We start from the raw sequence: 23,079 nt of genomic DNA on the forward strand, positions 1-23,079 counted from the left end.
CCTCCGACCGCTCGGTTCGTAGCCGAGTACTCTATCCAGCTGAGCTACGGATGCAAAATGGCGGTGAGGCGGGGATTCGAACCCCGGATGCAGCTTTTGACCGCATACTCCCTTAGCAGGGGAGCGCCTTCAGCCTCTCGGCCACCTCACCACACGCCTCTTACGAGTGCTTCGAAGAACTTGTTTCTGCTCTTCGTCGCTGCGATGGCGCACATATTACTTTCTGGTACTTATAAGTCAAACCTTTTTTCGAGACCTTTTTTTCGTTTGCACACTTCCCGCGCAATTAGCCTGTGAAAACGGCAAAAAGAGTATTTTATCAACAAGAAATTGCTGATTTTGCTGCTGCTAACGCAAAAGATAACGGGAGCGGAATCCGCGTAAACGACAAAAAAGAGAGGCTGTCGGAGAAGAAAAGTGGAAAAAACGAACCTGGGAGGGATGCGCCTCACCAAACAGCGAGGCGCGAAAACCTTAGTAACTGGACTGCTGGGATTTTTCAGCCTGGATACGCTGGTAGATCTCTTCACGATGCACAGAGACTTCTTTAGGGGCATTTACGCCAATACGAACCTGGTTACCCTTCACCCCTAAAACTGTCACAGTGACCTCATCTCCAATCATGAGGGTCTCACCAACTCGACGAGTCAGAATCAGCATTCTTTGCTCCTTGAAAGATTAAAAGAGTCGGGTCTCTCGTATCCCGGCATTATCCATCATATAACGCCAAAAAGTAAGCGATGACAAACACCCTACGGTGTAAGCAGTCACGGCATCACATTCTGTTAAACCTAAGTTTAGCCGATATACACAACTTCAACCCGACTTTATCGTTATCAGTGCTTCTCGCGCAAGATGCTGTAGTCCGAGAACCACAGCATCTATGCGATTATAGTTATTACAGTTTTGCGCTTACCCAGCCTTTCACACTGGCCAACGCAGCAGGGAGAGCAGACGCATCGGTACCGCCGGCCTGCGCCATATCCGGACGACCGCCCCCTTTACCGCCCACCTGCTGGGCGACCATACCAACCAGTTCCCCTGCTTTCACGCGGTCTGTCACATCCTTAGACACACCCGCAATCAGAGAAACCTTACCTTCTGCGACCGTAGCTAACACAACAACCGTTGAACCCAGCTGATTTTTCAGATCGTCAACCATAGTACGCAGCATTTTCGGCTCAACGCCGGCCAGCTCGCTGACCAGCAGCTTAACGCCGTTAATCTCTTCGGCTTTGCTGGAGAGGTTTGCGCTCTCCTGCGCGGCAGCCTGCTCTTTCAGCTGCTGCAGCTCTTTTTCCAGCTGACGGCTACGCTCCAGCGCGGCGCGTACCTTCTCGCCGAGGCTGTGGGTATCCCCTTTCAGCAGCTGCGCAATATCGCCCAGCAGATCGCTTTGCGCATGCAGTAGCGCCATCGCGCCTTCGCCGGTGACCGCTTCGATACGGCGCACGCCTGCGGCGGTGCCAGACTCAGAGGTGATGCGGAACAGGCCGATATCACCGGTACGCGAGGCGTGAGTTCCGCCGCACAGCTCGGTGGAAAAATCGCCCATTCGCAGCACGCGAACGCGATCGTCATACTTCTCGCCAAACAGCGCCATTGCGCCTGATTCACGAGCAGCGTCAATATCCATGATATTGGTTTCGATTGGCAGGTTGCGACGGATTTGCGCGTTCACCAGATCTTCAACCGCGCGGATCTCCTCCGGCTTCATCGCCTCAAAATGCGAGAAGTCGAAGCGCAGCGCTTTGTCGTTGACCAGGGAGCCTTTCTGCGCAACGTGCGTACCGAGAACCTGACGCAGCGCCGCGTGCATCAGGTGCGTCGCGGAGTGGTTCAGGCGGATACGCTGGCGGCGAGCCTGATCCACATCTGCCTGTACGGCGTCGCCGACCTTCAGCGAACCGCCATTCAGTTTACCAATATGACCAATTGCCTGACCGTATTTCTGTGTATCGCTGACCTGGAAGGAGAAACCGGCGCCCTTCAGCTCGCCTTTATCCCCCACCTGGCCGCCGGATTCAGCGTAGAACGGCGTCTGGTCGAGGATCACTACGGCTTCCTGACCGGCGTTCACCGCATTTACCGCTTTACCATCGATAAACAGGGCAGTCACTTTGCCGTTCAGTTCCAGGCTGTCATAGCCTTTAAACTCAGAGGCGCCGTCAACGCGGATCATCGCGTTGTAGTCCGCGCCAAAACCGCTGGATTCGCGCGCGCGACGGCGCTGCTCTTCCATTGCGGCTTCAAAGCCGGCTTCGTCAACCTTGATGTTGCGTTCGCGGCAAACGTCGGCGGTCAGGTCAACCGGGAAACCGTAGGTATCGTACAGGCGGAAAGCGGTTTCGCCGTCCAGCGTGTCGCCCTGTAGTTTAGCCAGCTCTTCATCCAGCAGCGCCAGTCCGCGCTCGAGAGTACGGGCAAACTGCTCTTCTTCGGTTTTCAGCACCTGCTCAACCTGAGCCTGCTGCTGTTTCAGCTCTTCGCCGGCGGAGCCCATCACGTCAATCAGCGGGGCGACCAGTTTCCAGAAGAAGGTCTCCTTCGCACCCAGCATGTTGCCATGACGGATTGCGCGACGAATGATGCGGCGCAGCACGTAGCCGCGGTTTTCATTCGACGGGATAACGCCATCAGCAATCAGGAAAGCGCAGGAACGAATGTGGTCAGCGATAACGCGCAGGGACTTGTTAGAGAGATCGGTCGCGCCGGTGACGTCAGCTACGCTCTTAATCAGATCGCGGAACAGATCGATATCGTAGTTGGAGTTAACGTGCTGCAGTACGGCGGCAATACGTTCGAGGCCCATACCGGTATCCACGGACGGCTTAGGCAGCGGCTCCATTGTCCCGTCAGCCTGACGGTTGAACTGCATAAAGACGATATTCCAGATCTCAATATAGCGATCGCCGTCTTCTTCCGGCGTTCCCGGAGGGCCGCCCCAGATATGGTCGCCATGGTCGAAGAAGATTTCGGTGCATGGACCGCACGGCCCGGTGTCGCCCATCTGCCAGAAGTTATCGGAAGCAAAAGGCGCGCCTTTATTGTCGCCGATGCGAATAATACGCTCGCGCGGTACGCCAACTTCATTTGCCCAGATGTCGAACGCCTCGTCATCGGTTTCGTAGACGGTCACCCACAGTTTTTCTTTCGGCAGGGCGAACCAGTTCTCACCGGTCAGCAGTTCCCATGCGTATTTGATAGCGTCCTGTTTGAAGTAGTCGCCGAAGCTGAAGTTACCCAGCATTTCAAAGAAGGTGTGGTGACGCGCGGTGTAACCGACGTTTTCCAGATCGTTGTGCTTACCACCCGCACGAACGCAACGCTGCGCGGTGGTTGCGCGCGAATAATTACGTTTGTCGAGACCAAGGAAAACATCCTTGAACTGGTTCATCCCGGCGTTGGTAAACAGCAGGGTCGGGTCGTTATGCGGCACCAGGGAGCTGCTCGCAACTACCTGATGTCCTTTACTATGGAAAAAGTCGAGAAACGCCTGACGGATCTCAGCGGTGCTCTTGCTCATAATTATCCTGAAATCAAGCTAACGAAATGTCGCTGGCAGCCACTACCCAGTATCGACCGGCAGGCTACTCACGAAAATAAAGTGGGAATAAGATAAGTTTTCTTTACGGGGAAGTAAAATCCCGGATGGGTCAATCTGCAAAATTTCGCCAGATTTCCTGGATATCTTCCATCAGATAGCCGCGGTAGAGCAAAAAGCGCTGAATTTTGACTTTTTCTGCAAATACGGTGGGCAAGGGTTCGCCATATTTTCTCTGCGCCTGCTCTTTAGCAAGCTGTGCCCAGTCGATTTCGCAGTCACGCATGGCTGACTCTATCGTCTCGCGGGAAATCCCCTTCTGCTTTAGCTCCTGGCGGACGCGCGCCGGGCCGTATCCCTTGCGGCTGCGGCTGGCAATAAACTGGCCGACAAAGCGATCGTCGTCCAGATAGCGGTTCTCAATACACCATTCGACAACGTTATCGACCTCTTCCGGCGTCACGTTTAGCGCTTCAGGGCCGTTCTTGCTCATCACCGGCGCAGCCAGTTTGCGCCTGAGCTCCTGTTCGCTATGGTCGCGCATTGCCAGAATGCGAATCGCGCGATCCAGCAGACGGGCATAGTCAGAGCGGCGGGATGAAGTTTCAGTCACGGGCAACCTCGCTAATCAAAAAAGCAAAAGGGCCGCATAAGCGGCCCCTTGTTAGTCTGTTCAGACGATATCAGAAATCTTGTTCGGTTTCTGCTTCGCTGTTGCCATCAACCGCGAAGTCCGGCGTGGAGTCCTGATTGCTCAGCAGCAGTTCACGAACTTTCTTCTCGATCTCTTTTGCTGCAGCCGGGTTCTCTTTCAGCCAGGAGATCGCGTTCGCTTTACCCTGACCAATTTTATCGCCGTTGTAGCTGTACCAGGCGCCCGCTTTCTCAATCAGCTTCTCTTTCACGCCGAGATCGACCAGCTCACCGAAGAAGTTGATACCTTCGCCGTAGAGAATCTGGAATTCGGCCTGTTTAAACGGCGCGGCAATTTTGTTTTTCACCACTTTAACGCGGGTTTCGCTGCCGACAACGTTGTCACCCTCTTTCACCGCACCGATACGGCGGATATCCAGACGCACGGAGGCGTAGAATTTCAGCGCGTTACCACCGGTAGTGGTTTCCGGGTTACCGAACATGACGCCAATTTTCATACGAATCTGGTTGATAAAGATCAGCAGCGTGTTGGACTGCTTCAGGTTACCCGCCAGTTTACGCATCGCCTGGCTCATCATACGCGCCGCGAGGCCCATGTGAGAGTCGCCGATTTCACCTTCGATTTCCGCTTTCGGCGTCAGCGCCGCAACGGAGTCGACGACGATAACGTCTACCGCACCGGAACGCGCCAGCGCGTCACAGATTTCCAGAGCCTGCTCGCCGGTGTCCGGCTGGGAGCACAGCAGGTTGTCGATATCGACGCCCAGCTTGCGAGCATAAACCGGATCCAGCGCGTGTTCCGCATCGATAAACGCACAGGTTTTACCTTCACGCTGCGCGGCGGCGATAACCTGCAGCGTCAGCGTGGTTTTACCGGAAGATTCAGGCCCGTAAATCTCGACGATACGGCCCATCGGCAGGCCGCCTGCGCCCAGGGCGATATCCAGGGAAAGCGAGCCGGTGGAGATTGTTTCCACATCCATGGAGCGGTCTTCACCCAGGCGCATGATGGAGCCTTTACCGAATTGTTTTTCGATCTGGCCCAGTGCTGCCGCCAACGCTTTCTGTTTGTTTTCGTCGATAGCCATTATTACTCCTCTCATGCCGGGTGTAACCGGGTAGTCAATTCTGTTCTGTTGAAGCAATTATACTGTATAGTCATACAGTATCAAGTATTTTGTAGAAATTGTTGCCAGAGGAGATTTAGCGCATAGGCCGTGGCCTGGCGGCGCACCGCCTCCCGGTCTCCGGCAAAGCATTCGCGCTGGGTTACGCCCTGTCCGCTGGCGCTCGCCACGCCAAACCAGACGGTGCCCACCGGCTTTTCCGCGCTGCCGCCATCCGGCCCGGCGATGCCGCTGACCGAAATCGCGTAGTCCGCGCGAGCCGCGCGCAGGGCGCCAATCGCCATCTCCACGACCACCGGTTCGCTCACCGCGCCATGGTCAAGCAGCGTCGCTTCGCTGACGCCAATCATCTGCGACTTGGCTTCATTACTGTAAGTCACAAAACCGCGCTCAAACCACGCCGAGCTGCCGGCAATATCGGTCAGGGTTTTGGCGACCCAGCCGCCAGTGCAGGACTCCGCCGTGGTCACCGTCGCGCCGCGCGCTTTCAGCGCCTGCCCCACCTGCTCGCTCAGCTGCATTAATTCCGAATCTGTCATTCGTCGCCCCACGTAAGCTCTATAAACAGGCCATCAAAGATAGCACTTCCAGCGAAGATATGGGGACGGGGTGGCGAATTTACGAGGAGGCTTGCGAAAATCATCGCCCACGCTGTCGCAGCACTTTCGGATAGCAGCCTGATGTCACCGGTGTCACAATTCACCGCACATTAAAGGAAGAGTTAAATTCGAGGTTATCTGGAATGGCCAAAGCCCCCTTTACCGCAGAGCAGAGTCTGCAAAAAATCCGTCAGGTGCGCCTTTGCCTGTTCTTATGCGGCTTATTTTCACTGTTCACCGCGCTTCTGCATATTTTCACCCGCTCCTTCAATCCCCTGTGTGAAGGCGTGCAGCTCTTATTGGGCGTCGGCTGCGTGATCTATGGATTTACTTTAAGCAAAAGAATCAAGCAGATACTCACCGGGCAGCCCGGATAAAAACCGGCCCCCTGCGGGCCGGCAGAAACTATCGCATACTGGCCGCAATCAGCTCGACGTTGTGACGCAGCATTTTCACATAACTGTCCGCCACGCCGCCGGGTTTAGAGAGCGCTTCAGGATAGAGTTCACCGCCCGGCTGCGCGCCCGTTGCGCTGGCGATCTGCTTGACCAGCCTTGGGTCGAGCTGGTTTTCCATAAACCAGGTATGCACGCCGTCGGCTTTAATTTGTTGAATTAAAGCCGCTACCTGCGCCGCGCTGGCTTCACTCTCCGACGATAATCCCTGCGGCGCGAGGAAGGTCACACCATAGGCGCGGCCAAAATAGCCGAAAGCGTCATGGCTGGTGAGCACTTTGCGTTTCTCCAGCGCAATGGCGCTGAACTGGCTTTTTGCCCAGCGATCGATATCGTTGAGCTGGCTGATATAGCGCTGACCGGAAATCTCCAGCGCAGCCTTATCATCCGGGTCCGCTTTTACCAGGCCGTTAAGGATATTCTGCGCATACAGGGCGCCGTTGGCGGCGCTGTTCCACGCATGCGGATCGGTTACCGTTGCGCCATCTTCTTCAAGCGTGTGAGTTTTGACTCCGCGGGAAGCTACCACCAGCTCACCTTTGAAACCGGATGCCTTAATTAAGCGGTCCAGCCAGCCTTCCAACCCCAGACCGTTGACCACCACGACATCCGCTTTACTCAGCAGCGCGCTATCTTTCGGCGAAGGCTCAAAGGTATGCGGATCGCCATCCGGCCCCACCAGCGTGTTGACATGCACGTGTTCGCCGCCAATCTGCTGCACCATATCGCCTAAAACGGAAAAACTACTCACGACATTCAGCGTTTTCGCCATCACCCCGTGCGATGCGAGCCCCAGCGCCAGCGCCAGCCATATCCCGGTACGTTGCTTCATTTTCCTTACCCCATTAATTTACGCCAGCCGACAACCAGCCGGCTGCGCGTGCCAAAAAATACCGATACAAAAAAGATGCCGCTGGCGGTCAGCACGATCGCGGGTCCGGCAGGCAAATTCGCCGCCCACGACAGGCTCAGCCCCATCCACGCGCAAAAACTGCCGATCGACGCCGCCAGCAGCAGAATGCCCGGCAGCGTTCGCGCCCAGCAGCGCGCCGCGACGGCAGGCAGCATCATGACGCCTACCGCCATCAGCGTGCCGAGAACCTGAAACCCGGCCACCAGGTTGAGCACCAGCAGGGCGAGAAACAGGCCGTGGAGCAGCGCCGGCAATCTTCGCGAGTTCACCTGAAGCCAGACGCTATCGAAGGCTTCACTGACCAGGCCGCGATAAAACAACGCGATGCAAATCAGGGTCAGGCTGGCAACGGCGGAGACAAACAGCGCCGAATCGCGGTCTACCGCCAGAATCGAGCCAAACAGCAGATGCAGCAGGTCGACGTTAGAACCGCGCAGCGAGACCAGCGTAACGCCCAGCGCCAGGGAGCCGAGATAAAACCCGGCGAAGCTGGCATCCTCTTTTAAAGGCGTGCGTCGGCTGACCCATCCCGCCACCAGCGCCACCGCAATGCCGGCAATAAAACCACCGACGGTCATCGCCAGCAGCGACATCCCGTTAAGCAGGTAGCCCGCCGCCACGCCGGGCAAAATCGCATGCGAGAGCGCATCGCCCATCAGGCTCATGCGACGTAAAAGTAAGAAAACGCCGAGCATCGTAGTGCTCAGGGAGAGCGCCAGGCACACCACCAGCGCGCGGCGCATAAAGCCAAACTCGATAAAGGGTTGAATAAAGGTGTGCCAGATCATGCCAGCCTCGCGGAGTGAAAGGCGGGCAGTACATCAGGCGTACAGCCCCAGCGGGCGTGCTGCGACGTTAGCAGCAGCGTTTCCGGGAAATAGTCGGCGACCCGTTGGTTATCGTGCAGCACCGCCAGAATCGTCTGTCCCTGCTGGTGCATTTCGAGGATCAGCGCCATCAGCTCACGACAGGTAGCTTCGTCGATGCCGGTAAACGGTTCGTCAAGCATTACCAGCGGCGCGCGTTGCACCATGACCCTTGCGAAGAGCATGCGCTGAAACTGGCCGCCGGAGAGCGCCTCAATCGGCGTTTTCGCCATCGTTAACAGTCCCACCCGCTCTAAGGATGCGACGATACGCTGACGCCCCTCTCCCCTAAGCCCGCGCAACAGCGATACCCGGGGCCAGGCCCCCTGGCTGACCACATCCTGCACCGTCAACGGAAACTGCGACTCCAGGGCATGACGCTGCGCCAGCCAGCCGATAACGGGTCGTTCACCGCGCCAGTTCAGACGGCCGCTAACCGGTGGAATAAAGCCGGCCAGCGTCTTGAGCAGCGTCGACTTCCCACAGCCATTAAGGCCGACAATCGCCGTCATACTCCCCGTTGCAATCGTGCCGCTAAGGGACGGTGTGATCGCCAGCCCTTCATAGCCAGCCACCAGGTGGTCGAGCTTAATCATGGCAGGGATACCGCCCACCAGGTTGCCAGCCACAGCGCGGCCAGCACTACGCAGGCCATCGTCAGCCGGGCGATGCCTGAAGTCATCAATAAGGTAGTCAATGTTTACGCCTCAATAAAACGTTATAACATAACAATATTAAAAGAAGCGTAGATTGTAAATTGGCGTCAACAAAAGGAAATGCTGCAAAATGTTACAGACTCCTCTCCGGACGGAGAGGAGCGCAGAAGGCGGGATTACTGCATCCGGGCCTGAGAAACCGCCAGGCCCAGCTGCCAGACGGCCATCGCGTAATGGGTGCTGTGGTTATAGCGGGTGATAGTGTAGAAGTTCGGCAGGCCGTACCAGTACTGATAGCCGGTACCGACATCCAGACGCAGCAGGCTCGCCTGCTGATGGTTACCCAGCGGCTGGGTCGGGGTTAATCCTGCCGCCGCCAGCTGCGAGACGCTGTATTTAGTTTTAAACCCATTGTTCAGGCCTGGAGCCTGGCCCAGCGCCTGTACCGCGACCAGATCGCCGCTCACCCAACCGTGCTGCTTGAAGTAATTCGCCACGCTGCCGATGGCATCGACCGGATCCCACAGATTGATATGCCCGTCGCCGTTAAAGTCCACGGCATACTGCTTATAAGAAGAGGGCATAAACTGACCATAGCCCATTGCCCCGGCGAAGGAGCCTTTCAGATCGAGCGGGTCATCCTGTTCGCTGCGCGCCATCAGCAGGAACGTTTCCAGCTCGCCAGAGAAGTATTCGGCGCGGCGCGGATAGTTAAACGACAGCGTCGCCAGCGCATCGAGGATACGGGTCTTACCCATCACCCTGCCCCAGCGGGTCTCAACGCCAATAATCCCGACGATAATTTCCGGCGGCACGCCGTAAACCTGGTACGCGCGGTTGAGCGCATCCTGATACTGGTTCCAGAACGCCACGCCGTTCTGCACGTTATCCGGGGTAATAAACTGTTTTTTATAGCGCAGCCAGGCGCCGTTTGGCCCTGACGGCGGCAGCCCGGTCGGCGCCTGGCGGTCCATCAGACGCAGAACATAGTCCAGACGTTTAGCCTGCGAGAGGATCTCATGCAGCTGCTGTCGGTCAAAGCCGTGCTTGCTCACCATCTTGTCGATGAACTGCTCCGCCGCCGGGTTATTCGCGAAATCACCGCTCATTTGCATCACGTTATGCTGCGGCTCAAGTAAAAAACCGCCCGTGCCGCCCGCCATTTCCTTTTCCGCGGGGGTTTGAGGTTTGCTGCTGCAGGCAGCGAGTAGAACGCAAAGAGGGAGTAAAGCCAGATAACGACGCTTCAACATGGGACATCCATTCAACAAATCGGCAAGGGATAATTATGGTAAAGCATGCGCCCGCTCACAAGGAAGCGGCGACGATGTAAATTCTTTTTTCTTGCCGTTTTTGCTTATGCCTCGCCGGATCTTTCTTTCACTTCAGCTATAAACTTTCAAAATAAAATATTTATCTTTCATTATGCGATCAGTTTAACACTTTTAAACCTTTTAAAATGATTAAAATTAGCCGCCAGTTAGCAAGAAAAATAACACGCTGAAGGAGAGAACAATGATTGAAGTCGTTACCCACGGCGCCGAGTGGTTTATCGGCCTGTTTCAGAAGGGAGGCGAGGTATTCACCGGAATGGTCACCGGGATCCTGCCTTTGCTGATCAGCCTGCTGGTGATCATGAATGCGCTGATCAACTTTATCGGTCAGCAGCGGATCGAAAAGCTGGCGCAGCGCTGCGCCGGTAATCCGATCTCCCGCTACCTGCTGCTGCCCTGCATCGGCACCTTCGTTTTCTGTAACCCGATGACCCTGAGCCTTGGGCGCTTTATGCCCGAGAAATACAAACCGAGCTACTACGCGGCGGCCTCCTACAGCTGCCACTCAATGAACGGCCTGTTTCCGCATATCAACCCCGGCGAACTGTTCGTCTATCTGGGGATCGCCAACGGGCTGACCACCCTCGGCCTGCCGTTAGGGCCACTGGCGGTGAGCTATTTGCTGGTGGGTCTGGTGACGAACTTCTTCCGCGGCTGGGTAACCGATCTGACCACGTCGATTTTTGAGAAAAAAATGGCCATCCAGCTTGAGCAGAAAGTCCACCTGTCAGGAGCGACATCATGACCCGTATTCGCATTGAAAAAGGCACCGGCGGCTGGGGCGGACCGCTCGAACTGGACGCCGTTGCCGGTAAAAAAATTGTCTATATCACCGCGGGCACCCGTCCGGCGATCGTCGATAAAATTGCCCACCTCACCGGCTGGCAGGCGGTCGATGGTTTCAAAGAGGGCGAGCCGCCGGAAGCGGAAATCGGCGTGGCGATTATCGACTGCGGCGGCACCCTGCGCTGCGGTATCTACCCGAAGCGCCGCATCCCGACCATTAATATTCACGCGACCGGCAAATCGGGTCCGCTGGCGCAGTATATCGTCGAAGATATTTACGTTTCCGGCGTCAAAGAAGAGAACATTTTCGCCCTGGAAGATGGCCCTTCCCCGGCCCCGCAGGCCGCGCCAGCCCAGCCGGCGATCCGCGACTATGACACCAGCAAGAAAATCACCGAGCAGAGCGACGGCCTGCTGGCCAAAGTCGGCATGGGGATGGGTTCCGTCGTGGCGGTGCTGTTCCAGGCCGGGCGCGACACCATCGATACGGTGTTGAAAACCATTCTGCCGTTTATGGCCTTCGTCGCGGCGCTGATCGGCATCATCATGGCCTCCGGCATCGGCGATTGGGTAGCCCATGGCCTGGCGCCGCTCGCCAGCCATCCGTTGGGCCTCGTCACCCTGGCGCTGATCTGCTCTTTCCCGCTGCTGTCGCCGTTTCTCGGCCCCGGCGCGGTCATCGCCCAGGTTATCGGCGTGCTGATTGGCGTGCAGATTGGCCTCGGCAATATTCCGCCGCATCTCGCCCTGCCCGCGCTGTTCGCCATCAACGCCCAGGCCGCCTGCGACTTTATCCCGGTTGGCCTGTCGCTGGCGGAAGCTCGCCAGGATACGGTGCGCGTCGGCGTACCGTCGGTGCTGGTGAGCCGTTTCCTGACCGGAGCGCCAACGGTGCTCATCGCCTGGTTCGTTTCCGGATTTATTTATCAATAAGAGGTGCCTGAAGATGACCGTGATTTACCAGACCACGATTACCCATATCGGCGCCAGCGCGACGATGGCGCTGGAGGAGCAGATGCTGATCACCTTCCGCGAAGGCGCCCCGGCCGATATCGAAGAGTACTGCTTTATTCACAACCACGGTGAGCTGTCCGGCGCGCTGGCGCCGGGCGCGGAACTGCTGCTTGGCGAGCTGCGCTACCCGGTCACCGCCGTCGGCGACGTTGCCGAACAGAACCTACGCGAGCTGGGCCATATCACGCTGCGCTTTGATGGTCACCGCGAAGCGGAATTCCCCGGGACCGTACACGTGGCGGGCCCGGTGCCGGAAGGCATCGCCACCGGCTGCGTACTGAAATTTGTTGCTTAAGTTGTAAGGAGAAAATTATGAATCAGGTTGCTGTTGTCATCGGTGGGGGACAAACCTTAGGAGAGTTTTTGTGCCGCGGGCTTGCCGCAGAAGGCTATCGCGTGGCGGTAGTCGATATTCAGAGCGATAAAGCGACCCGCGTCGCCCAGGCCATCAACGCGGAGTATGGCGAAGGCACTGCGTGGGGCTTCGGCGCGGACGCCACCAGCGAAGCCAGCGTGGTCGCCCTTGCTCGCGGAGTGGATGAAATATTTTCCCGCGTCGATCTGCTGGTCTATAGCGCCGGGATCGCTAAAGCGGCCTTTATTAGCGATTTCGCGCTGGGGGATTTCGACCGTTCTCTGCAGGTGAATCTGGTGGGCTACTTCCTCTGCGCCCGCGAGTTTTCCCGCCTGATGATCCGCGACGGCATTAAAGGTCGCATCATCCAGATTAACTCTAAATCCGGCAAAGTGGGCAGCAAACATAACTCCGGCTATAGCGCGGCGAAGTTCGGCGGCGTGGGGCTGACGCAGTCGCTGGCGCTGGACCTCGCGGAGTACGGTATTACCGTGCACTCCCTGATGCTCGGCAACCTGCTGAAGTCGCCGATGTTCCAGTCGCTGCTGCCGCAGTACGCCACCAAGCTGGGGATCCCCGAAGAGCAGGTCGAGCAGTATTACATCGATAAAGTCCCGCTAAAGCGCGGCTGCGATTACCAGGACGTACTTAACGTGCTGATGTTTTACGCCAGCCCGCAGGCTTCATACTGTACCGGGCAGTCCATCAACGTCACCGGCGGGCAGGTGATGTTTTAAAACGTTGCGCACTGTTTCCCCGGAGGCGATGCTGCGCATCTGTCCGGGCTACCGATTATGCGGCTGTCTGGTAGCCCGGACAGGCGCAACGCGCCGCCTCCGGGGAAATATCGCACACGCCTTAAGGAGACTTTATGGTTACCGCACTTATCACCGTCGCCGCCATCGCCTGGATAACCCAGCTCGCCTTTGGCGGCTGGCAAATCAGGCAGTTCAATCGCGCGTTCGATCGGCTGTGCCAGCAGGGACGCGTCGGCGTCGGCCGTTCCTCGGGGCGGTTCAAGCCGCGCGCCGTCGTCGCCATCGCCGTCGACGAAAACGACCGCATTTGCGATACGCTGCTAATGAAAGGCCTCACCGTCTTCGGCAGGCCGCAAAAAATCCCCGTCCTGACCGGTAAACATCTTAAGGAATTGCAGCCTGATGTGATCTTTCCCAATGATCCGCTTTGTCAGAATGCACTATCATTAGCGCTTAATCCGAAACATGGATAATTTCGTTGTGAACGTTAATATCTTGCGAAATTATCATTTCGAAACTTTAAACGCAGGATACAACGCTTATGAAACCACGTCAGCGCCAGGCAGCCATTCTCGAGCACCTGCAATCGCAGGGCAAATGCTCGGTCGAAGAGCTGGCGCAACACTTCGACACCACCGGTACCACCATCCGTAAGGATCTGGTGATCCTTGAGAATGCCGGTACCGTTATCCGTACTTACGGCGGCGTGGTGTTAAATAAAGACGAGGCCGATCCGCCCATCGACCACAAAACGCTGATTAACACCCATAAAAAAGAGCGGATTGCCGAAGCCGCCGTCAGCTTCATTCACGATGGCGACTCGATCATTCTTGACGCCGGCAGTACGGTGCTGCAAATGGTACCGATGCTCAGCCGCTTCAATAACATTACCGTGATGACCAACAGCCTGCATATCGTCAACGCCCTCTCTGAACTGGATAACGAACAAACCATCCTGATGCCGGGCGGCACGTTTCGCAAAAAATCGGCCTCCTTTCACGGCCAGTTGGCGGAAAACGCCTTCGAACACTTCAGCTTCGATCGACTGTTTATGGGCACCGACGGCATTGATTTAATCGCCGGCGTCACCACCTTTAATGAGGTTTATACGGTCAGCAAAGCGATGTGCAATGCCGCCCGCGAAGTTATCCTGATGGCCGACTCGTCGAAGTTTGGCCGCAAAAGTCCCAATATCGTCTGCGGCCTGGAGAGCGTGGACAAACTGATTACCGATGCCGATATCAGCCCGGAATTTAAGCGGGCGCTGGAAGACAAAGGCATCGAAGTCATTATTACTGGAGAACATCATGAGTAACTTTCTGTTAGAAGCCGGACGCCAGACCCTGATGCTGGAGCTTCAGGAGGCGAGCCGCCTGCCTGAACGCCTGGGCGACGACTTCATCCGCGCGGCGGAAACCATCATCCACTGCGAGGGCAAACTGGTCGTCTCCGGTATCGGTAAATCGGGTCATATTGGTAAAAAGCTGGCCGCCACCTTCGCCAGCACCGGCACCCCGGCATTTTTTGTTCACCCGGCGGAAGCGCTGCACGGCGACCTCGGAATGCTCGACAGCCGCGACGTGATGCTGTTTATCTCTTACTCCGGCAGCGCCAAAGAGCTGGATCTTATCGTTCCGCGCCTGGAAGAAAAATCCATTCCGCTGCTGGCGATGACCGGTAAATCCACTTCACCGCTGGCGCTGGCGGCCAAAGCGGTGCTCGATATCGCCGTAGAGCGCGAAGCCTGCCCGATGCACCTCGCGCCCACCTCCAGCACCGTCAATACCCTGATGCTCGGCGACGCGCTGGCCATGGCGGTCATGCAGGCCCGCGGCTTTAACGAAGAAGATTTCGCCCGTTCGCACCCGGCGGGCGCGCTGGGCGCGCGGCTGCTGAACAAAGTCCATCATCTGATGCGCCGCGATGGCGACGTGCCGCGCGTCGCTAACGACACCAGCGTCATGGACGCGATGCTCGAACTCAGCCGCACCGGCCTGGGGCTGGTGGCGGTTTGCGATGAACGCAATCACGTGCAGGGCGTCTTTACCGATGGCGACCTGCGCCGCTGGCTGGTGGGCGGCGGCAGCTTACAGGATATCGTCAGCCAGGCAATGACCCGCAACGGCGTCACTCTGCAAGCGGAAAGCCGCGCGATAGAAGCCAAGGAGCGCCTGATGAAGCACAAAATCAGCGCCGCTCCGGTAGTGGATGAAAACGGCCAGCTGGTCGGCGCGATTAACCTGCAAAACTTTTATCAGGCCGGGATCCTTTAAGCCCCAGACGTTTCGCCAGCCGGTGCAGGTTGGCGACGTCGAGCTCCAGCGCGCGGGCGGCTGCGGCCCAGTTTCGACGGTTATCCGCCAGCGCTCTGGCGATCGCTTCGCGCTGAAACGCCTCTGTCGCCTCGCGCAGGCTTACCGCTCCCTCCGACGGCTGCGGGGTAACGGTCGGCAAGGCCGGCGTTTCCTCGGCAAACTGGAAATGCTGCGGCTCCAGCACCACTTCATTACCCGCCTGCGTCGCCCGCGCCAGCACCACCGCCCGATGAATAGCGTGCTCCAGCTCGCGCACGTTGCCCGGCCATGACCACGCAAGCAGCCTGCCGCGCGTCGCCTCGCTTAAAATCACCTGCGCCAGCCCCATGCGCACACGGCACTGTTCGCAAAAATAACCGGCCAGCAGCACCACGTCATTGTCCCGCTCGCGCAGCGCCGGAACCGACAGCGGAAACACGCTCAGCCGATGATACAAATCGGCGCGAAAACGCCCCTCCACGACCTCCTGACGCAGATCGCGGTTAGTGGCCGCCAGCACCCGCACATCGACCCGCAGGCTGCGGTCGTCGCCGACGCGCTGAATATCGCCATACTGCAGTACCCGTAGCAGCTTGGCCTGGAGCGCCAGCGAAAGCTCGCCAATTTCATCGAGAAATAGCGTTCCGTTATCTGCCATTTCAAACTTACCGCTGCGGTTGCTGATCGCCCCGGTAAATGCCCCTTTGACGTGGCCAAACAGTTCGCTCTCCGCCACGCTCTCCGGCAGGGCCGCGCAGTTGAGATAGACCAGCGGATTGGCCGCCCTCGGCGACCCCTGATGCACCGCTTTCGCCACCAGCTCTTTGCCGGTGCCGGTCTCGCCGCTAATCAGCACGTTTAAGTCAGAGGCCGCGACGATGTCGATCTCCTTCTTCAACTGCAGCATCGGCGCCGACAGGCCAATGATCTCCTGACGTTCGGATACCGGATACGCGATAGCCTGTTCCGGCAGCACGTTTTGATTCTCCAGCCTGGCGATCAGCAGCGCGTTATTGAGCGCTCCGGCGACCAGAGCGGCTATCAGGCGCAGCTCCTCGTCGCTAAAGCTGTCAAAACGGTCCGCATCCATCCCGTCGAGGGTGAGCGCGCCGATCAGGGTTTGTCCGGCAAACAGCGGCAGGCCGACGCAGGCGTGCACCTTCAGGCTCTCCTGACCGGGGATCAGCCCATCGTAAGGGTCCGGCAAATCGCTGTCCGCCGGGAACCGCACCACGTCCCCCGCCCGGGCAATCGCCTCCAGCCGCGGGTGGCCTTCAAGGGCAAAGCGCCGGCCAAGCACGTCCTGGGCCAGGCCATCAATCGCCAGCGGCACAAACTGGTGCGCCTCATAGCGCAGCAGCGCCGAGGCATCGCAGCCGAGTATCTGCCGCAGGGTGGTAATCAAACGCGAGAAACGGTCGGCATGGCCGAGATCGCTTTGTAAATCAATGGCGATTTTCGCCAGGGCCTCGACGGAGAAACTCATGTTCGCCTCATAGTCATTTTGACATTTAACATAGTCATATCGACTATTTTAACCATTGTCATTTTGACATCAATGAATTTTAATAAAAATATAAAAACTATTAAATTCAATAAATTAAAAAGTTGGCACGCAACTTGATATAAGCAAAACATCCTATTTGAACAATGCTGAATTAATTGAGGTTGCTATGTCTATTCTGGTTAAAAATAACATTCATTGGGTTGGTCAACGCGACTGGGAAGTGCGTGACTTCCACGGGACGGAATACAAAACGCTGCGCGGCAGCAGCTACAACAGCTATCTTATCCGGGAAGAAAAAAATGTGCTGATCGATACCGTCGATCATAAATTCAGCCGTGAATTCGTGCAAAATCTGCGCGGCGAAATCGACCTCGCCGATATCGATTACATCATTATCAACCACGCGGAAGAGGACCATGCCGGCGCGCTCACCGAACTGATGACGCAAATTCCGGACACGCCGATTTACTGCACCGCCAACGCCATCGACTCCATCACCGGACACCATCATCACCCGGAGTGGAATTTCAACGTGGTGAAAACCGGCGACAGCCTGGATATCGGCAACGGCAAGCAGCTGATTTTCGTCGAAACCCCGATGCTGCACTGGCCGGATAGCATGATGACCTACATGACCGGCGACGCGGTGCTATTCAGCAACGACGCCTTCGGCCAGCACTACTGCGATGAACATCTGTTTAATGATGAAGTTGACCAGGTTGAGCTTTATGAGCAGTGCCAGCGCTACTACGCCAACATTCTGACCCCGTTCAGCCGTCTGGTGACGCCGAAAATTACCGAAATCCTCGGCTTTAACCTGCCGGTAGATATGATTGCCACCTCCCACGGCGTGGTCTGGCGCGATAATCCGACGCAAATCGTCGAAAAATATCTCGAGTGGGCGGCGGATTATCAGGAAGACCGCATCACGATTTTCTACGATACCATGTCCAACAATACCCGCATGATGGCCGATGCGATCGCTCAGGGCATTACCGACGTGGATCCGCGCGTGGCGGTGAAAATCTTCAACGTCGCCCGCAGCGATAAAAACGACATTCTGACCAACGTGTTCCGCTCGAAAGGCGTGCTGGTCGGCACCTCAACCATGAATAACGTGATGATGCCGAAAATCGCCGGGCTGGTGGAGGAGATGACCGGCCTGCGTTTTCGCAATAAGCACGCCAGCGCCTTCGGCTCCCACGGCTGGAGCGGCGGCGCGGTTGATCGCCTGTCCACGCGTTTACAGGATGCGGGCTTTGAAATGTCCCTGAGCCTGAAGGCCAAATGGCGTCCGGATCTCGACGCGCTGGAGCTGTGCCGTGAACACGGTCGCGAAATCGCCCGCCAGTGGGCACTCTCCCCGCTGCCGGTCACCAGTGAGGCCAAAGCTGCGCCAGAAGCAACGTCCTGCGCAGCAGCAGCCACTGCCGATCTCGGCCCGAAAATGCAGTGCAGCGTTTGCCAGTGGATTTACGACCCGGAACAAGGCGAGCCGAACCAGGACGTCCAGCCGGGTACGCCGTGGAGCGATGTGCCGGATAACTTCCTCTGTCCTGAGTGTTCACTGGGTAAAGATGTGTTTGATGTTCTGGCATCGGAGGCAAAATGAGTGATGGCATCGTCATCATCGGCTCGGGCTTCGCGGCCCGTCAGCTGGTGAAAAATATCCGCAAGCAGGACCCGAACATCCCGCTGACCCTGATTGCCGCCGACAGTATGGATGAGTACAACAAGCCGGATCTCAGCCATGTGGTCAGCCGCGGCCAGAACGCCGACGACCTGACCCTGCAAACGGCGGGTGAGTTTGCCGAGCAGTACAATCTGCGCCTGTTTCCGCATACCTGGGTCAGCGATATCGACGCTGATAATCAGCGGGTGAAGAGCCAGGACCGCGAGTGGCGCTATGACAAACTGGTACTGGCCACCGGCGCGACGCCGTTTATCCCGCCGGTGCCGGGCCGCGAGCTGATGCTGACCCTGAACAGCCAGCGTGAATACGGCGCGGCGCAAAGCCAGCTGCGCGATGCAAAAAGAGTGCTGATCGTTGGCGGCGGTCTGATTGGCTGCGAACTGGCGATGGATTTCTGCCGCGCCGGCAAAGCGGTGACGGTCGTGGATAACTCCGCCAGCGTGCTGTCGGCGCTGATGCCGCCGGAAGCCAGCAGTCGACTGCAGCATCGTCTGACCGACATGGGCGTGCATCTGATGCTGAAGACTCAGCTGGAAAGCCTGGAGCAGAGCGCCGACGGGATTCGCGTCACCCTCGACCGCCAGCGTACGGTGATGGTGGATGCGGTAGTGGCGGCCGCCGGTTTGCGCCCGGAAACGGCGCTGGCGCGGCATGCGGGGTTGAAAACTCACCGTGGCGTGGTAGTGAACAGCCAGCTGCAAACCAGCCATCCGGCGATTTACGCCCTCGGCGATTGCGCGGAAATCAACGGCATGGTCCTGCCTTTTCTGCAGCCGATTCTGCTAAGCGCCATGTGTCTGGGTAAAAACCTGTTGGCCCAGCAGGGCGAGCTCAAGCTGCCGCCGATGCTGGTGAAGGTCAAAACGCCGGATTTACCGCTGCATCTGGCGGGCGATACCCGGCGTGAGGATCTGACGTGGAATATCGTTGCCGCCAAAGATGGCCTGGTCGCGAAAGGCGTTGACGCCGAAAACCGGCTGCGCGCGTTTGTGGTTAGCGAAGATCGCATGAAAGATGCTTTTGCCCTGCTCAGGCAGCTGGTGAGTTAACCTCGATGAAATGAGGTTATTCCCGGGTCGCGGCGTAAACGCCTTACCCGGGCTACCGGATCTCAGACGGCAGTAGCCCGGGCAGGCGCCTTGCGCCGTCCCCGGGAGCAGCGCGCAGAGTGGCATAATTTCCCGGAGGCGATGCTTGCACATCTGTCCGGGCTACCGCCAGCAGACGGCTGTTAACCTGTAGCCCGGCTAAGCGCAGCGCAAGCCGGGGAAAGCCCAACCTACCGCGCCAGGTTATCGTACCCGCGCCAGCGGTAGTTGAGCACCGACAGCACCCAGCAGGCCACGAACAGCCCGACCACTGCAAAACCGGCGTCGCCGAGATGGTCGTTCAATGCGCCGACCCAGCGCCAGACGCCGCCGCTCAGAGAGAACTTATCCATCAACAGCCCCAGCGCCTCCAGGCCGCCGATAAATAGCGCCACCACCACCGAGGTGCCGGTAATAGTCATATTGTAATAGAGCTTGCGCTGCGGCTTGCTGAACGCCCAGCCGTAGGCGCCGACCATCAGCACGTTATCAAGCGTATCCACCAGCGCCATTCCGCTGGCGAACAGCGCCGGAAAAACCATAATCGACCAAATCGATACCCCGCTCGACGCGCTGGCGGCGGAGATCCCCAGCACGCCGACCTCCGTCGCCGTATCAAAGCCGAGGCCAAACAGAAAGCCCACCAGATACATCTGCCAGCTGCGGCTAATCAGGCGGAATGTTTTCGCGAACAGCCAGCTCATCATACCGCCGCCGGTCATAATCTCATCGCTCACCTTTTCGCCCTGCTTCCACGCCTGAAAGCTGCGCCAGACGCTGCGCAAAATGACCAGGTTGATAAGAGCCATCACCAGCAGGAATAGCGCCGATACGGCGGTGCCGATAACGCTGCCGGTCTCGTGAAACCAGCTCATCTGCTGGCCAAACGCGGTGGCGGTCGCGGCAATCGCCGCCGAAGCCAGCACCACAATCGACGAGTGTCCCAGAGAAAACCACGCGCCAACGGCAAAAGGCCGCTTCCCCTGCTGCATCATTTTGCGGGTCACGTTGTCGATCGCCGCGATATGGTCGGCGTCCACCGCGTGGCGCAGACCATATCCCCAGGCCAGCAGGCTGGCGGCCATCAGCGCGCCGCTGCCGCCGAACGCCGCAAAAGCCCAGCCCCAGGCCAGCAAATTGGCGGCAATTAATGCCAGCACCAGCGCCGCTGCGCGCGGCTGCTGACGCAAAATCGTCACTATCATATGGGTATCCTTTAAGCCTGCAGGCGGGCCGCAGCGACGATCGCCTGGCCGAGGGCAATCGCACCATCTCCTGCGGGCAGCTGCTGCGGAAAAAGCAGAGTAAAATCGGCCAGATAAAAGGTCAATCGCGCCGTCAGCAGGCGGTTGTGCAGTACCCCGCCGCCGAAGGCCAGCGTGTGAATGTTCCGCGTGTTCGCGCAATCGCGCATCATCGCCGCCAGCCCGCGGGCCAGCGCATCATGAAAGGCCCACGCTTTTTGCGCCGGGCCCGCCTGCCAGCTCAGCCACTGCCGCCAGAACGTCGCCAGGTCCAGTTTACCTTCGCGCCACGGCAGGGTCACCGGATGATCCACGCCTTCGCAGGTCGCCGCCAGCGCTTCCAGACGGCATGCCGCCTCCCCCTCATAGCTCAGGGCTAGCGGCGCACAGCCCAGCGCGCAGGCGACGGCGTCAAACAGACGGCCGCACGACGATGCCTGCGGCGCATTAATACCACGCTCGATTGCTCGCGCCAGCAGCGGCCAGTTTTGCTGGCGCAGCGCGGCGGTGTCGGCATAATTCTGCCATTCAGGGACAAACGCCAGGCAGTGGGCGAGCAGATTGCGCCACGGCTGACGCGCCGCGAGGTCGCCGCCGGGCAGCGCCACCGACGGCAGACCGCCGAGATGCTCACACTCGCGATAGTTGACCCGCAGGCACTCGCCGCCCCACAGTTCGCCATTTTCCCCCATCCCGATGCCGTCGAGCGTCAGGGCAATCACGTCGCCGCCCTCCAGCGGCCAGCGATGCTCGGCCAGGCACGCGGCAGCGTGGGCATGATGATGCAACACCCGCTCCACCGGCAGCATAAGCGACGCCGCCCACCGCGAAGCGCGGTAGCCGGGATGGGCGTCGGCAACCACCCGCTGCGGCGTAAAAGCGTAGATCTCCTGCATCAGGCGCAGCGCCTGCCGCCACTGCGCCTCAACGCCCTCCTCGTCGAGATCGCCAAAATGCTGGCTGAGCACCGCTTCGTCGCCGCGCAGCAGGCAGAACGTATTTTTCATATCCGCGCCGAGGGCCAGCAGGGGAGGCGCATCGTGAAACCCCGGCGGCAGTGCCAGCGCGTCCGGCACGTAGCCGCGGGCGCGACGCAGCATCTCGCCGCTTTTCCGCACTACGGAATCATCCATCCGCTGCACAATCTCGCGGTTATGCAGCAGAAAACCGTCGGCAATCCCGGCTAAATCCGCCAGCGCCTCTGCGTTGGTTAACGCCGGCGGGCGACCGCTAAGGTTGCCGGAGGTCATCACTAATGGGCGCGCCAGCGCCTGCGAAAGTAAATGCTGCAGTGGATTAGACGGCAGCATCCCCCCTACTTCCGCAAGCCCTGGCGCAATCTGGTCACACAGCCCGGCCACCTGCGTTTTATCCAGCAGCACGATCGGTGCGGCGGGGGACGTGAGCAGCGTCACCGCCGGTTCATCGAGCCCCGCCGTTGTCGCCAGCATCACCGCCAGCGGTTTCGCCGGCCGATGCTTACGCGTCCGCAGCCTCGCGACGGCCTCAGGATTTCCGGCATCGCACAACAGATGGAAACCACCCAGCCCTTTCACCGCCACTATATCGCCCGCCATCAGGCGAGCCGTCGCCGCTTCAAGAGCCGCCTCGCCAAATGAATGCGCCTGCGGCCCGCGCCACTCCAGCCGTGGCCCGCACTCGGCGCAGGCTACCGGCTGCGCGTGGAAACGGCGATCGGCGGGGTCGCCATACTCCGCCGCACAGGAGGTGCAGAGTGGAAACGGCGACATAGAGGTCAGTGGACGGTCGTAGGGCATGGCGCGAATAATGGTAAAACGCGGCCCGCAGTGGGTGCAGTTGATAAACGGATAGCGGTAGCGGCGCTCCTGCGGGTTGTTCATTTCCGCCAGGCATGCCGGGCAGGTAGCGGCATCGGGCACAATCTGCGTGCGCATGCTTCCGGCCCCGCTTTGGCGAATGGTAAAGCCTGGCGGCGCAGCGTCCCAGACAAAAGGCGCCGCTGCCGCGCTGTCGATACGCGCCAGGGGCGGGCAGCGCCGGGTTAACGCGGCGAGAAATGGCGCATCACCGCCGACAAGGCGCACCAGCACGCCGTCGCCGTCGTTGCACACGTCGCCGCGCAGCCCCAGCTGCTGCGCCAGCTGCCAGACGAAGGGGCGGAATCCCACCCCCTGCACTTTACCGCGAATGCGGATCTGCACCCCGTTCAT

The 23,079-nt window shown here is 58.6% G+C and carries 22 protein-coding genes and 1 tRNA gene; 10 read left to right on the forward strand and 13 right to left on the reverse strand.

Features of this window, described 5'->3' with window-relative positions:
• Positions 1-58: 58 nt before the first annotated feature.
• The 6 genes from ABLV11_RS07065 to pncC all read right to left on the reverse strand — a co-directional run bounded on the left by ABLV11_RS07065 (position 59) and on the right by pncC (position 5,864).
• Positions 59-151: transfer RNA gene (locus tag ABLV11_RS07065), tRNA-Ser, on the reverse strand.
• A 323-nt stretch (positions 152-474) separates the two neighbouring features.
• Positions 475-660 carry a carbon storage regulator CsrA gene (csrA, locus tag ABLV11_RS07070; protein ID WP_000906486.1) on the reverse strand — a complete coding sequence of 62 codons (186 nt, stop codon included), beginning with the start codon at positions 658-660 and terminating at the stop codon, positions 475-477.
• Positions 661-898: 238 nt separating this feature from the next.
• Positions 899-3,526: an alanine--tRNA ligase gene (gene alaS / locus ABLV11_RS07075; RefSeq protein ID WP_004114720.1), complete on the reverse strand. Its 2,628-nt coding sequence runs from the start codon at positions 3,524-3,526 to the stop codon at positions 899-901.
• Between the two features lie 130 nt (positions 3,527-3,656).
• Positions 3,657-4,157 carry a recombination regulator RecX gene (gene recX / locus ABLV11_RS07080; RefSeq protein WP_032728975.1) on the reverse strand — a complete coding sequence of 167 codons (501 nt, stop codon included), beginning with the start codon at positions 4,155-4,157 and terminating at the stop codon, positions 3,657-3,659.
• 70 nt (positions 4,158-4,227) lie between these two features.
• Positions 4,228-5,286: a recombinase RecA gene (gene recA, locus ABLV11_RS07085; protein ID WP_004104808.1), complete on the reverse strand. Its 1,059-nt coding sequence runs from the start codon at positions 5,284-5,286 to the stop codon at positions 4,228-4,230.
• Positions 5,287-5,366: 80 nt separating this feature from the next.
• Positions 5,367-5,864: a nicotinamide-nucleotide amidase gene (gene pncC, locus ABLV11_RS07090; protein WP_016809455.1), complete on the reverse strand. Its 498-nt coding sequence runs from the start codon at positions 5,862-5,864 to the stop codon at positions 5,367-5,369.
• Between the two features lie 203 nt (positions 5,865-6,067).
• On the opposite strand from pncC, the gene ABLV11_RS07095 reads away from it, so the two are divergent.
• Complete coding sequence (locus ABLV11_RS07095; protein ID WP_004104812.1) at positions 6,068-6,301, forward strand: hypothetical protein; 234 nt, start codon at positions 6,068-6,070, stop codon at positions 6,299-6,301.
• Positions 6,302-6,329: 28 nt separating this feature from the next.
• Here the strand turns inward: ABLV11_RS07095 and ABLV11_RS07100 are convergent, their stop codons facing one another.
• The 4 genes from ABLV11_RS07100 to mltB all read right to left on the reverse strand — a co-directional run bounded on the left by ABLV11_RS07100 (position 6,330) and on the right by mltB (position 10,067).
• Positions 6,330-7,211 (reverse strand): metal ABC transporter substrate-binding protein, encoded by an 882-nt coding sequence (locus ABLV11_RS07100; RefSeq protein WP_017145510.1) that lies wholly within the window; start codon positions 7,209-7,211, stop codon positions 6,330-6,332.
• Positions 7,212-7,216: 5 nt separating this feature from the next.
• The gene (locus tag ABLV11_RS07105; protein WP_004104814.1) at positions 7,217-8,080 is read right to left on the reverse strand and encodes a metal ABC transporter permease; all 864 of its coding nucleotides are present in this window, start codon (positions 8,078-8,080) and stop codon (positions 7,217-7,219) included.
• Positions 8,077-8,787, reverse strand: coding sequence for an ATP-binding cassette domain-containing protein (locus ABLV11_RS07110; protein WP_160886661.1), 711 nt, complete (start codon positions 8,785-8,787; stop codon positions 8,077-8,079). Before ABLV11_RS07110 ends, ABLV11_RS07105 begins: the two co-directional genes overlap by 4 nt.
• Before the next feature lie 203 nt (positions 8,788-8,990).
• Positions 8,991-10,067: a lytic murein transglycosylase B gene (mltB, locus tag ABLV11_RS07115; protein ID WP_004104816.1), complete on the reverse strand. Its 1,077-nt coding sequence runs from the start codon at positions 10,065-10,067 to the stop codon at positions 8,991-8,993.
• Positions 10,068-10,329: 262 nt separating this feature from the next.
• Between mltB and srlA the strand changes: the two genes are divergently transcribed.
• The 7 genes from srlA to gutQ all read left to right on the forward strand — a co-directional run bounded on the left by srlA (position 10,330) and on the right by gutQ (position 15,334).
• Positions 10,330-10,893 carry a PTS glucitol/sorbitol transporter subunit IIC gene (gene srlA, locus ABLV11_RS07120; protein ID WP_004104818.1) on the forward strand — a complete coding sequence of 188 codons (564 nt, stop codon included), beginning with the start codon at positions 10,330-10,332 and terminating at the stop codon, positions 10,891-10,893.
• Positions 10,890-11,867 (forward strand): PTS glucitol/sorbitol transporter subunit IIB, encoded by a 978-nt coding sequence (locus ABLV11_RS07125; protein ID WP_016809459.1) that lies wholly within the window; start codon positions 10,890-10,892, stop codon positions 11,865-11,867. The genes srlA and ABLV11_RS07125 overlap by 4 nt, the downstream gene beginning before the upstream one ends.
• A gap of 13 nt (positions 11,868-11,880) precedes the next feature.
• Positions 11,881-12,243 (forward strand): PTS glucitol/sorbitol transporter subunit IIA, encoded by a 363-nt coding sequence (gene srlB, locus ABLV11_RS07130; protein ID WP_023321492.1) that lies wholly within the window; start codon positions 11,881-11,883, stop codon positions 12,241-12,243.
• Between the two features lie 17 nt (positions 12,244-12,260).
• Positions 12,261-13,040, forward strand: coding sequence for a sorbitol-6-phosphate dehydrogenase (gene srlD / locus ABLV11_RS07135; protein WP_004104822.1), 780 nt, complete (start codon positions 12,261-12,263; stop codon positions 13,038-13,040).
• Positions 13,041-13,174: 134 nt separating this feature from the next.
• Complete coding sequence (gene gutM / locus ABLV11_RS07140; RefSeq protein WP_004104825.1) at positions 13,175-13,534, forward strand: transcriptional regulator GutM; 360 nt, start codon at positions 13,175-13,177, stop codon at positions 13,532-13,534.
• Positions 13,535-13,602: 68 nt separating this feature from the next.
• Positions 13,603-14,376 carry a DNA-binding transcriptional repressor gene (locus ABLV11_RS07145; protein WP_004104826.1) on the forward strand — a complete coding sequence of 258 codons (774 nt, stop codon included), beginning with the start codon at positions 13,603-13,605 and terminating at the stop codon, positions 14,374-14,376.
• On the forward strand, positions 14,369-15,334 hold the full coding sequence (gene gutQ / locus ABLV11_RS07150; RefSeq protein WP_004104827.1) for an arabinose-5-phosphate isomerase GutQ: 966 nt from the start codon (positions 14,369-14,371) through the stop codon (positions 15,332-15,334). The genes ABLV11_RS07145 and gutQ overlap by 8 nt, the downstream gene beginning before the upstream one ends.
• On the opposite strand, the gene norR is transcribed toward gutQ, so the two are convergent.
• Complete coding sequence (norR, locus tag ABLV11_RS07155) at positions 15,297-16,841, reverse strand: nitric oxide reductase transcriptional regulator NorR (protein WP_064397937.1); 1,545 nt, start codon at positions 16,839-16,841, stop codon at positions 15,297-15,299. The genes gutQ and norR overlap by 38 nt on opposite strands.
• Before the next feature lie 187 nt (positions 16,842-17,028).
• Here norR and norV point away from each other — a divergent pair, with 187 nt between their 5' ends.
• Both norV and norW read left to right on the forward strand, forming a co-directional pair.
• Complete coding sequence (gene norV / locus ABLV11_RS07160) at positions 17,029-18,474, forward strand: anaerobic nitric oxide reductase flavorubredoxin (RefSeq protein ID WP_004104829.1); 1,446 nt, start codon at positions 17,029-17,031, stop codon at positions 18,472-18,474.
• Complete coding sequence (gene norW / locus ABLV11_RS07165) at positions 18,471-19,604, forward strand: NADH:flavorubredoxin reductase NorW (protein ID WP_023321494.1); 1,134 nt, start codon at positions 18,471-18,473, stop codon at positions 19,602-19,604. Before norV ends, norW begins: the two co-directional genes overlap by 4 nt.
• 230 nt (positions 19,605-19,834) lie before the next feature.
• Here norW and ABLV11_RS07170 read toward each other — a convergent pair whose 3' ends face one another.
• Positions 19,835-20,848: a HoxN/HupN/NixA family nickel/cobalt transporter gene (locus ABLV11_RS07170; protein ID WP_004104831.1), complete on the reverse strand. Its 1,014-nt coding sequence runs from the start codon at positions 20,846-20,848 to the stop codon at positions 19,835-19,837.
• A gap of 11 nt (positions 20,849-20,859) precedes the next feature.
• On the reverse strand, positions 20,860-23,079 hold the full coding sequence (hypF, locus tag ABLV11_RS07175; RefSeq protein WP_126489454.1) for a carbamoyltransferase HypF: 2,220 nt from the start codon (positions 23,077-23,079) through the stop codon (positions 20,860-20,862).

Origin of the sequence: Klebsiella sp. GW_Kp181 (assembly GCF_040062315.1) — a bacterium.
Lineage (GTDB): Bacteria > Pseudomonadota > Gammaproteobacteria > Enterobacterales > Enterobacteriaceae > Klebsiella > Klebsiella oxytoca.

What these genes read in the sequence shown, in the direction of transcription:
- srlB (WP_023321492.1), top strand. Translation starts at nt 11,881, where the DNA reads ATGACCGTGATTTACCAGACCACGATTACCCATATCGGCGCCAGCGCG.
- gutM (WP_004104825.1), top strand. Translation starts at nt 13,175, where the DNA reads ATGGTTACCGCACTTATCACCGTCGCCGCCATCGCCTGGATAACCCAG.
- pncC (WP_016809455.1), bottom strand. Translation starts at nt 5,864, where the DNA reads ATGACAGATTCGGAATTAATGCAGCTGAGCGAGCAGGTGGGGCAGGCG.
- norV (WP_004104829.1), top strand. Translation starts at nt 17,029, where the DNA reads ATGTCTATTCTGGTTAAAAATAACATTCATTGGGTTGGTCAACGCGAC.
- csrA (WP_000906486.1), bottom strand. Translation starts at nt 660, where the DNA reads ATGCTGATTCTGACTCGTCGAGTTGGTGAGACCCTCATGATTGGAGAT.
- norW (WP_023321494.1), top strand. Translation starts at nt 18,471, where the DNA reads ATGAGTGATGGCATCGTCATCATCGGCTCGGGCTTCGCGGCCCGTCAG.
- alaS (WP_004114720.1), bottom strand. Translation starts at nt 3,526, where the DNA reads ATGAGCAAGAGCACCGCTGAGATCCGTCAGGCGTTTCTCGACTTTTTC.
- gutQ (WP_004104827.1), top strand. Translation starts at nt 14,369, where the DNA reads ATGAGTAACTTTCTGTTAGAAGCCGGACGCCAGACCCTGATGCTGGAG.
- ABLV11_RS07105 (WP_004104814.1), bottom strand. Translation starts at nt 8,080, where the DNA reads ATGATCTGGCACACCTTTATTCAACCCTTTATCGAGTTTGGCTTTATG.
- srlD (WP_004104822.1), top strand. Translation starts at nt 12,261, where the DNA reads ATGAATCAGGTTGCTGTTGTCATCGGTGGGGGACAAACCTTAGGAGAG.
- recA (WP_004104808.1), bottom strand. Translation starts at nt 5,286, where the DNA reads ATGGCTATCGACGAAAACAAACAGAAAGCGTTGGCGGCAGCACTGGGC.
- mltB (WP_004104816.1), bottom strand. Translation starts at nt 10,067, where the DNA reads ATGTTGAAGCGTCGTTATCTGGCTTTACTCCCTCTTTGCGTTCTACTC.
- ABLV11_RS07170 (WP_004104831.1), bottom strand. Translation starts at nt 20,848, where the DNA reads ATGATAGTGACGATTTTGCGTCAGCAGCCGCGCGCAGCGGCGCTGGTG.
- ABLV11_RS07095 (WP_004104812.1), top strand. Translation starts at nt 6,068, where the DNA reads ATGGCCAAAGCCCCCTTTACCGCAGAGCAGAGTCTGCAAAAAATCCGT.
- norR (WP_064397937.1), bottom strand. Translation starts at nt 16,841, where the DNA reads ATGAGTTTCTCCGTCGAGGCCCTGGCGAAAATCGCCATTGATTTACAA.
- hypF (WP_126489454.1), bottom strand. Translation starts at nt 23,079, where the DNA reads ATGAACGGGGTGCAGATCCGCATTCGCGGTAAAGTGCAGGGGGTGGGA.
- ABLV11_RS07100 (WP_017145510.1), bottom strand. Translation starts at nt 7,211, where the DNA reads ATGAAGCAACGTACCGGGATATGGCTGGCGCTGGCGCTGGGGCTCGCA.
- srlA (WP_004104818.1), top strand. Translation starts at nt 10,330, where the DNA reads ATGATTGAAGTCGTTACCCACGGCGCCGAGTGGTTTATCGGCCTGTTT.
- ABLV11_RS07145 (WP_004104826.1), top strand. Translation starts at nt 13,603, where the DNA reads ATGAAACCACGTCAGCGCCAGGCAGCCATTCTCGAGCACCTGCAATCG.
- ABLV11_RS07125 (WP_016809459.1), top strand. Translation starts at nt 10,890, where the DNA reads ATGACCCGTATTCGCATTGAAAAAGGCACCGGCGGCTGGGGCGGACCG.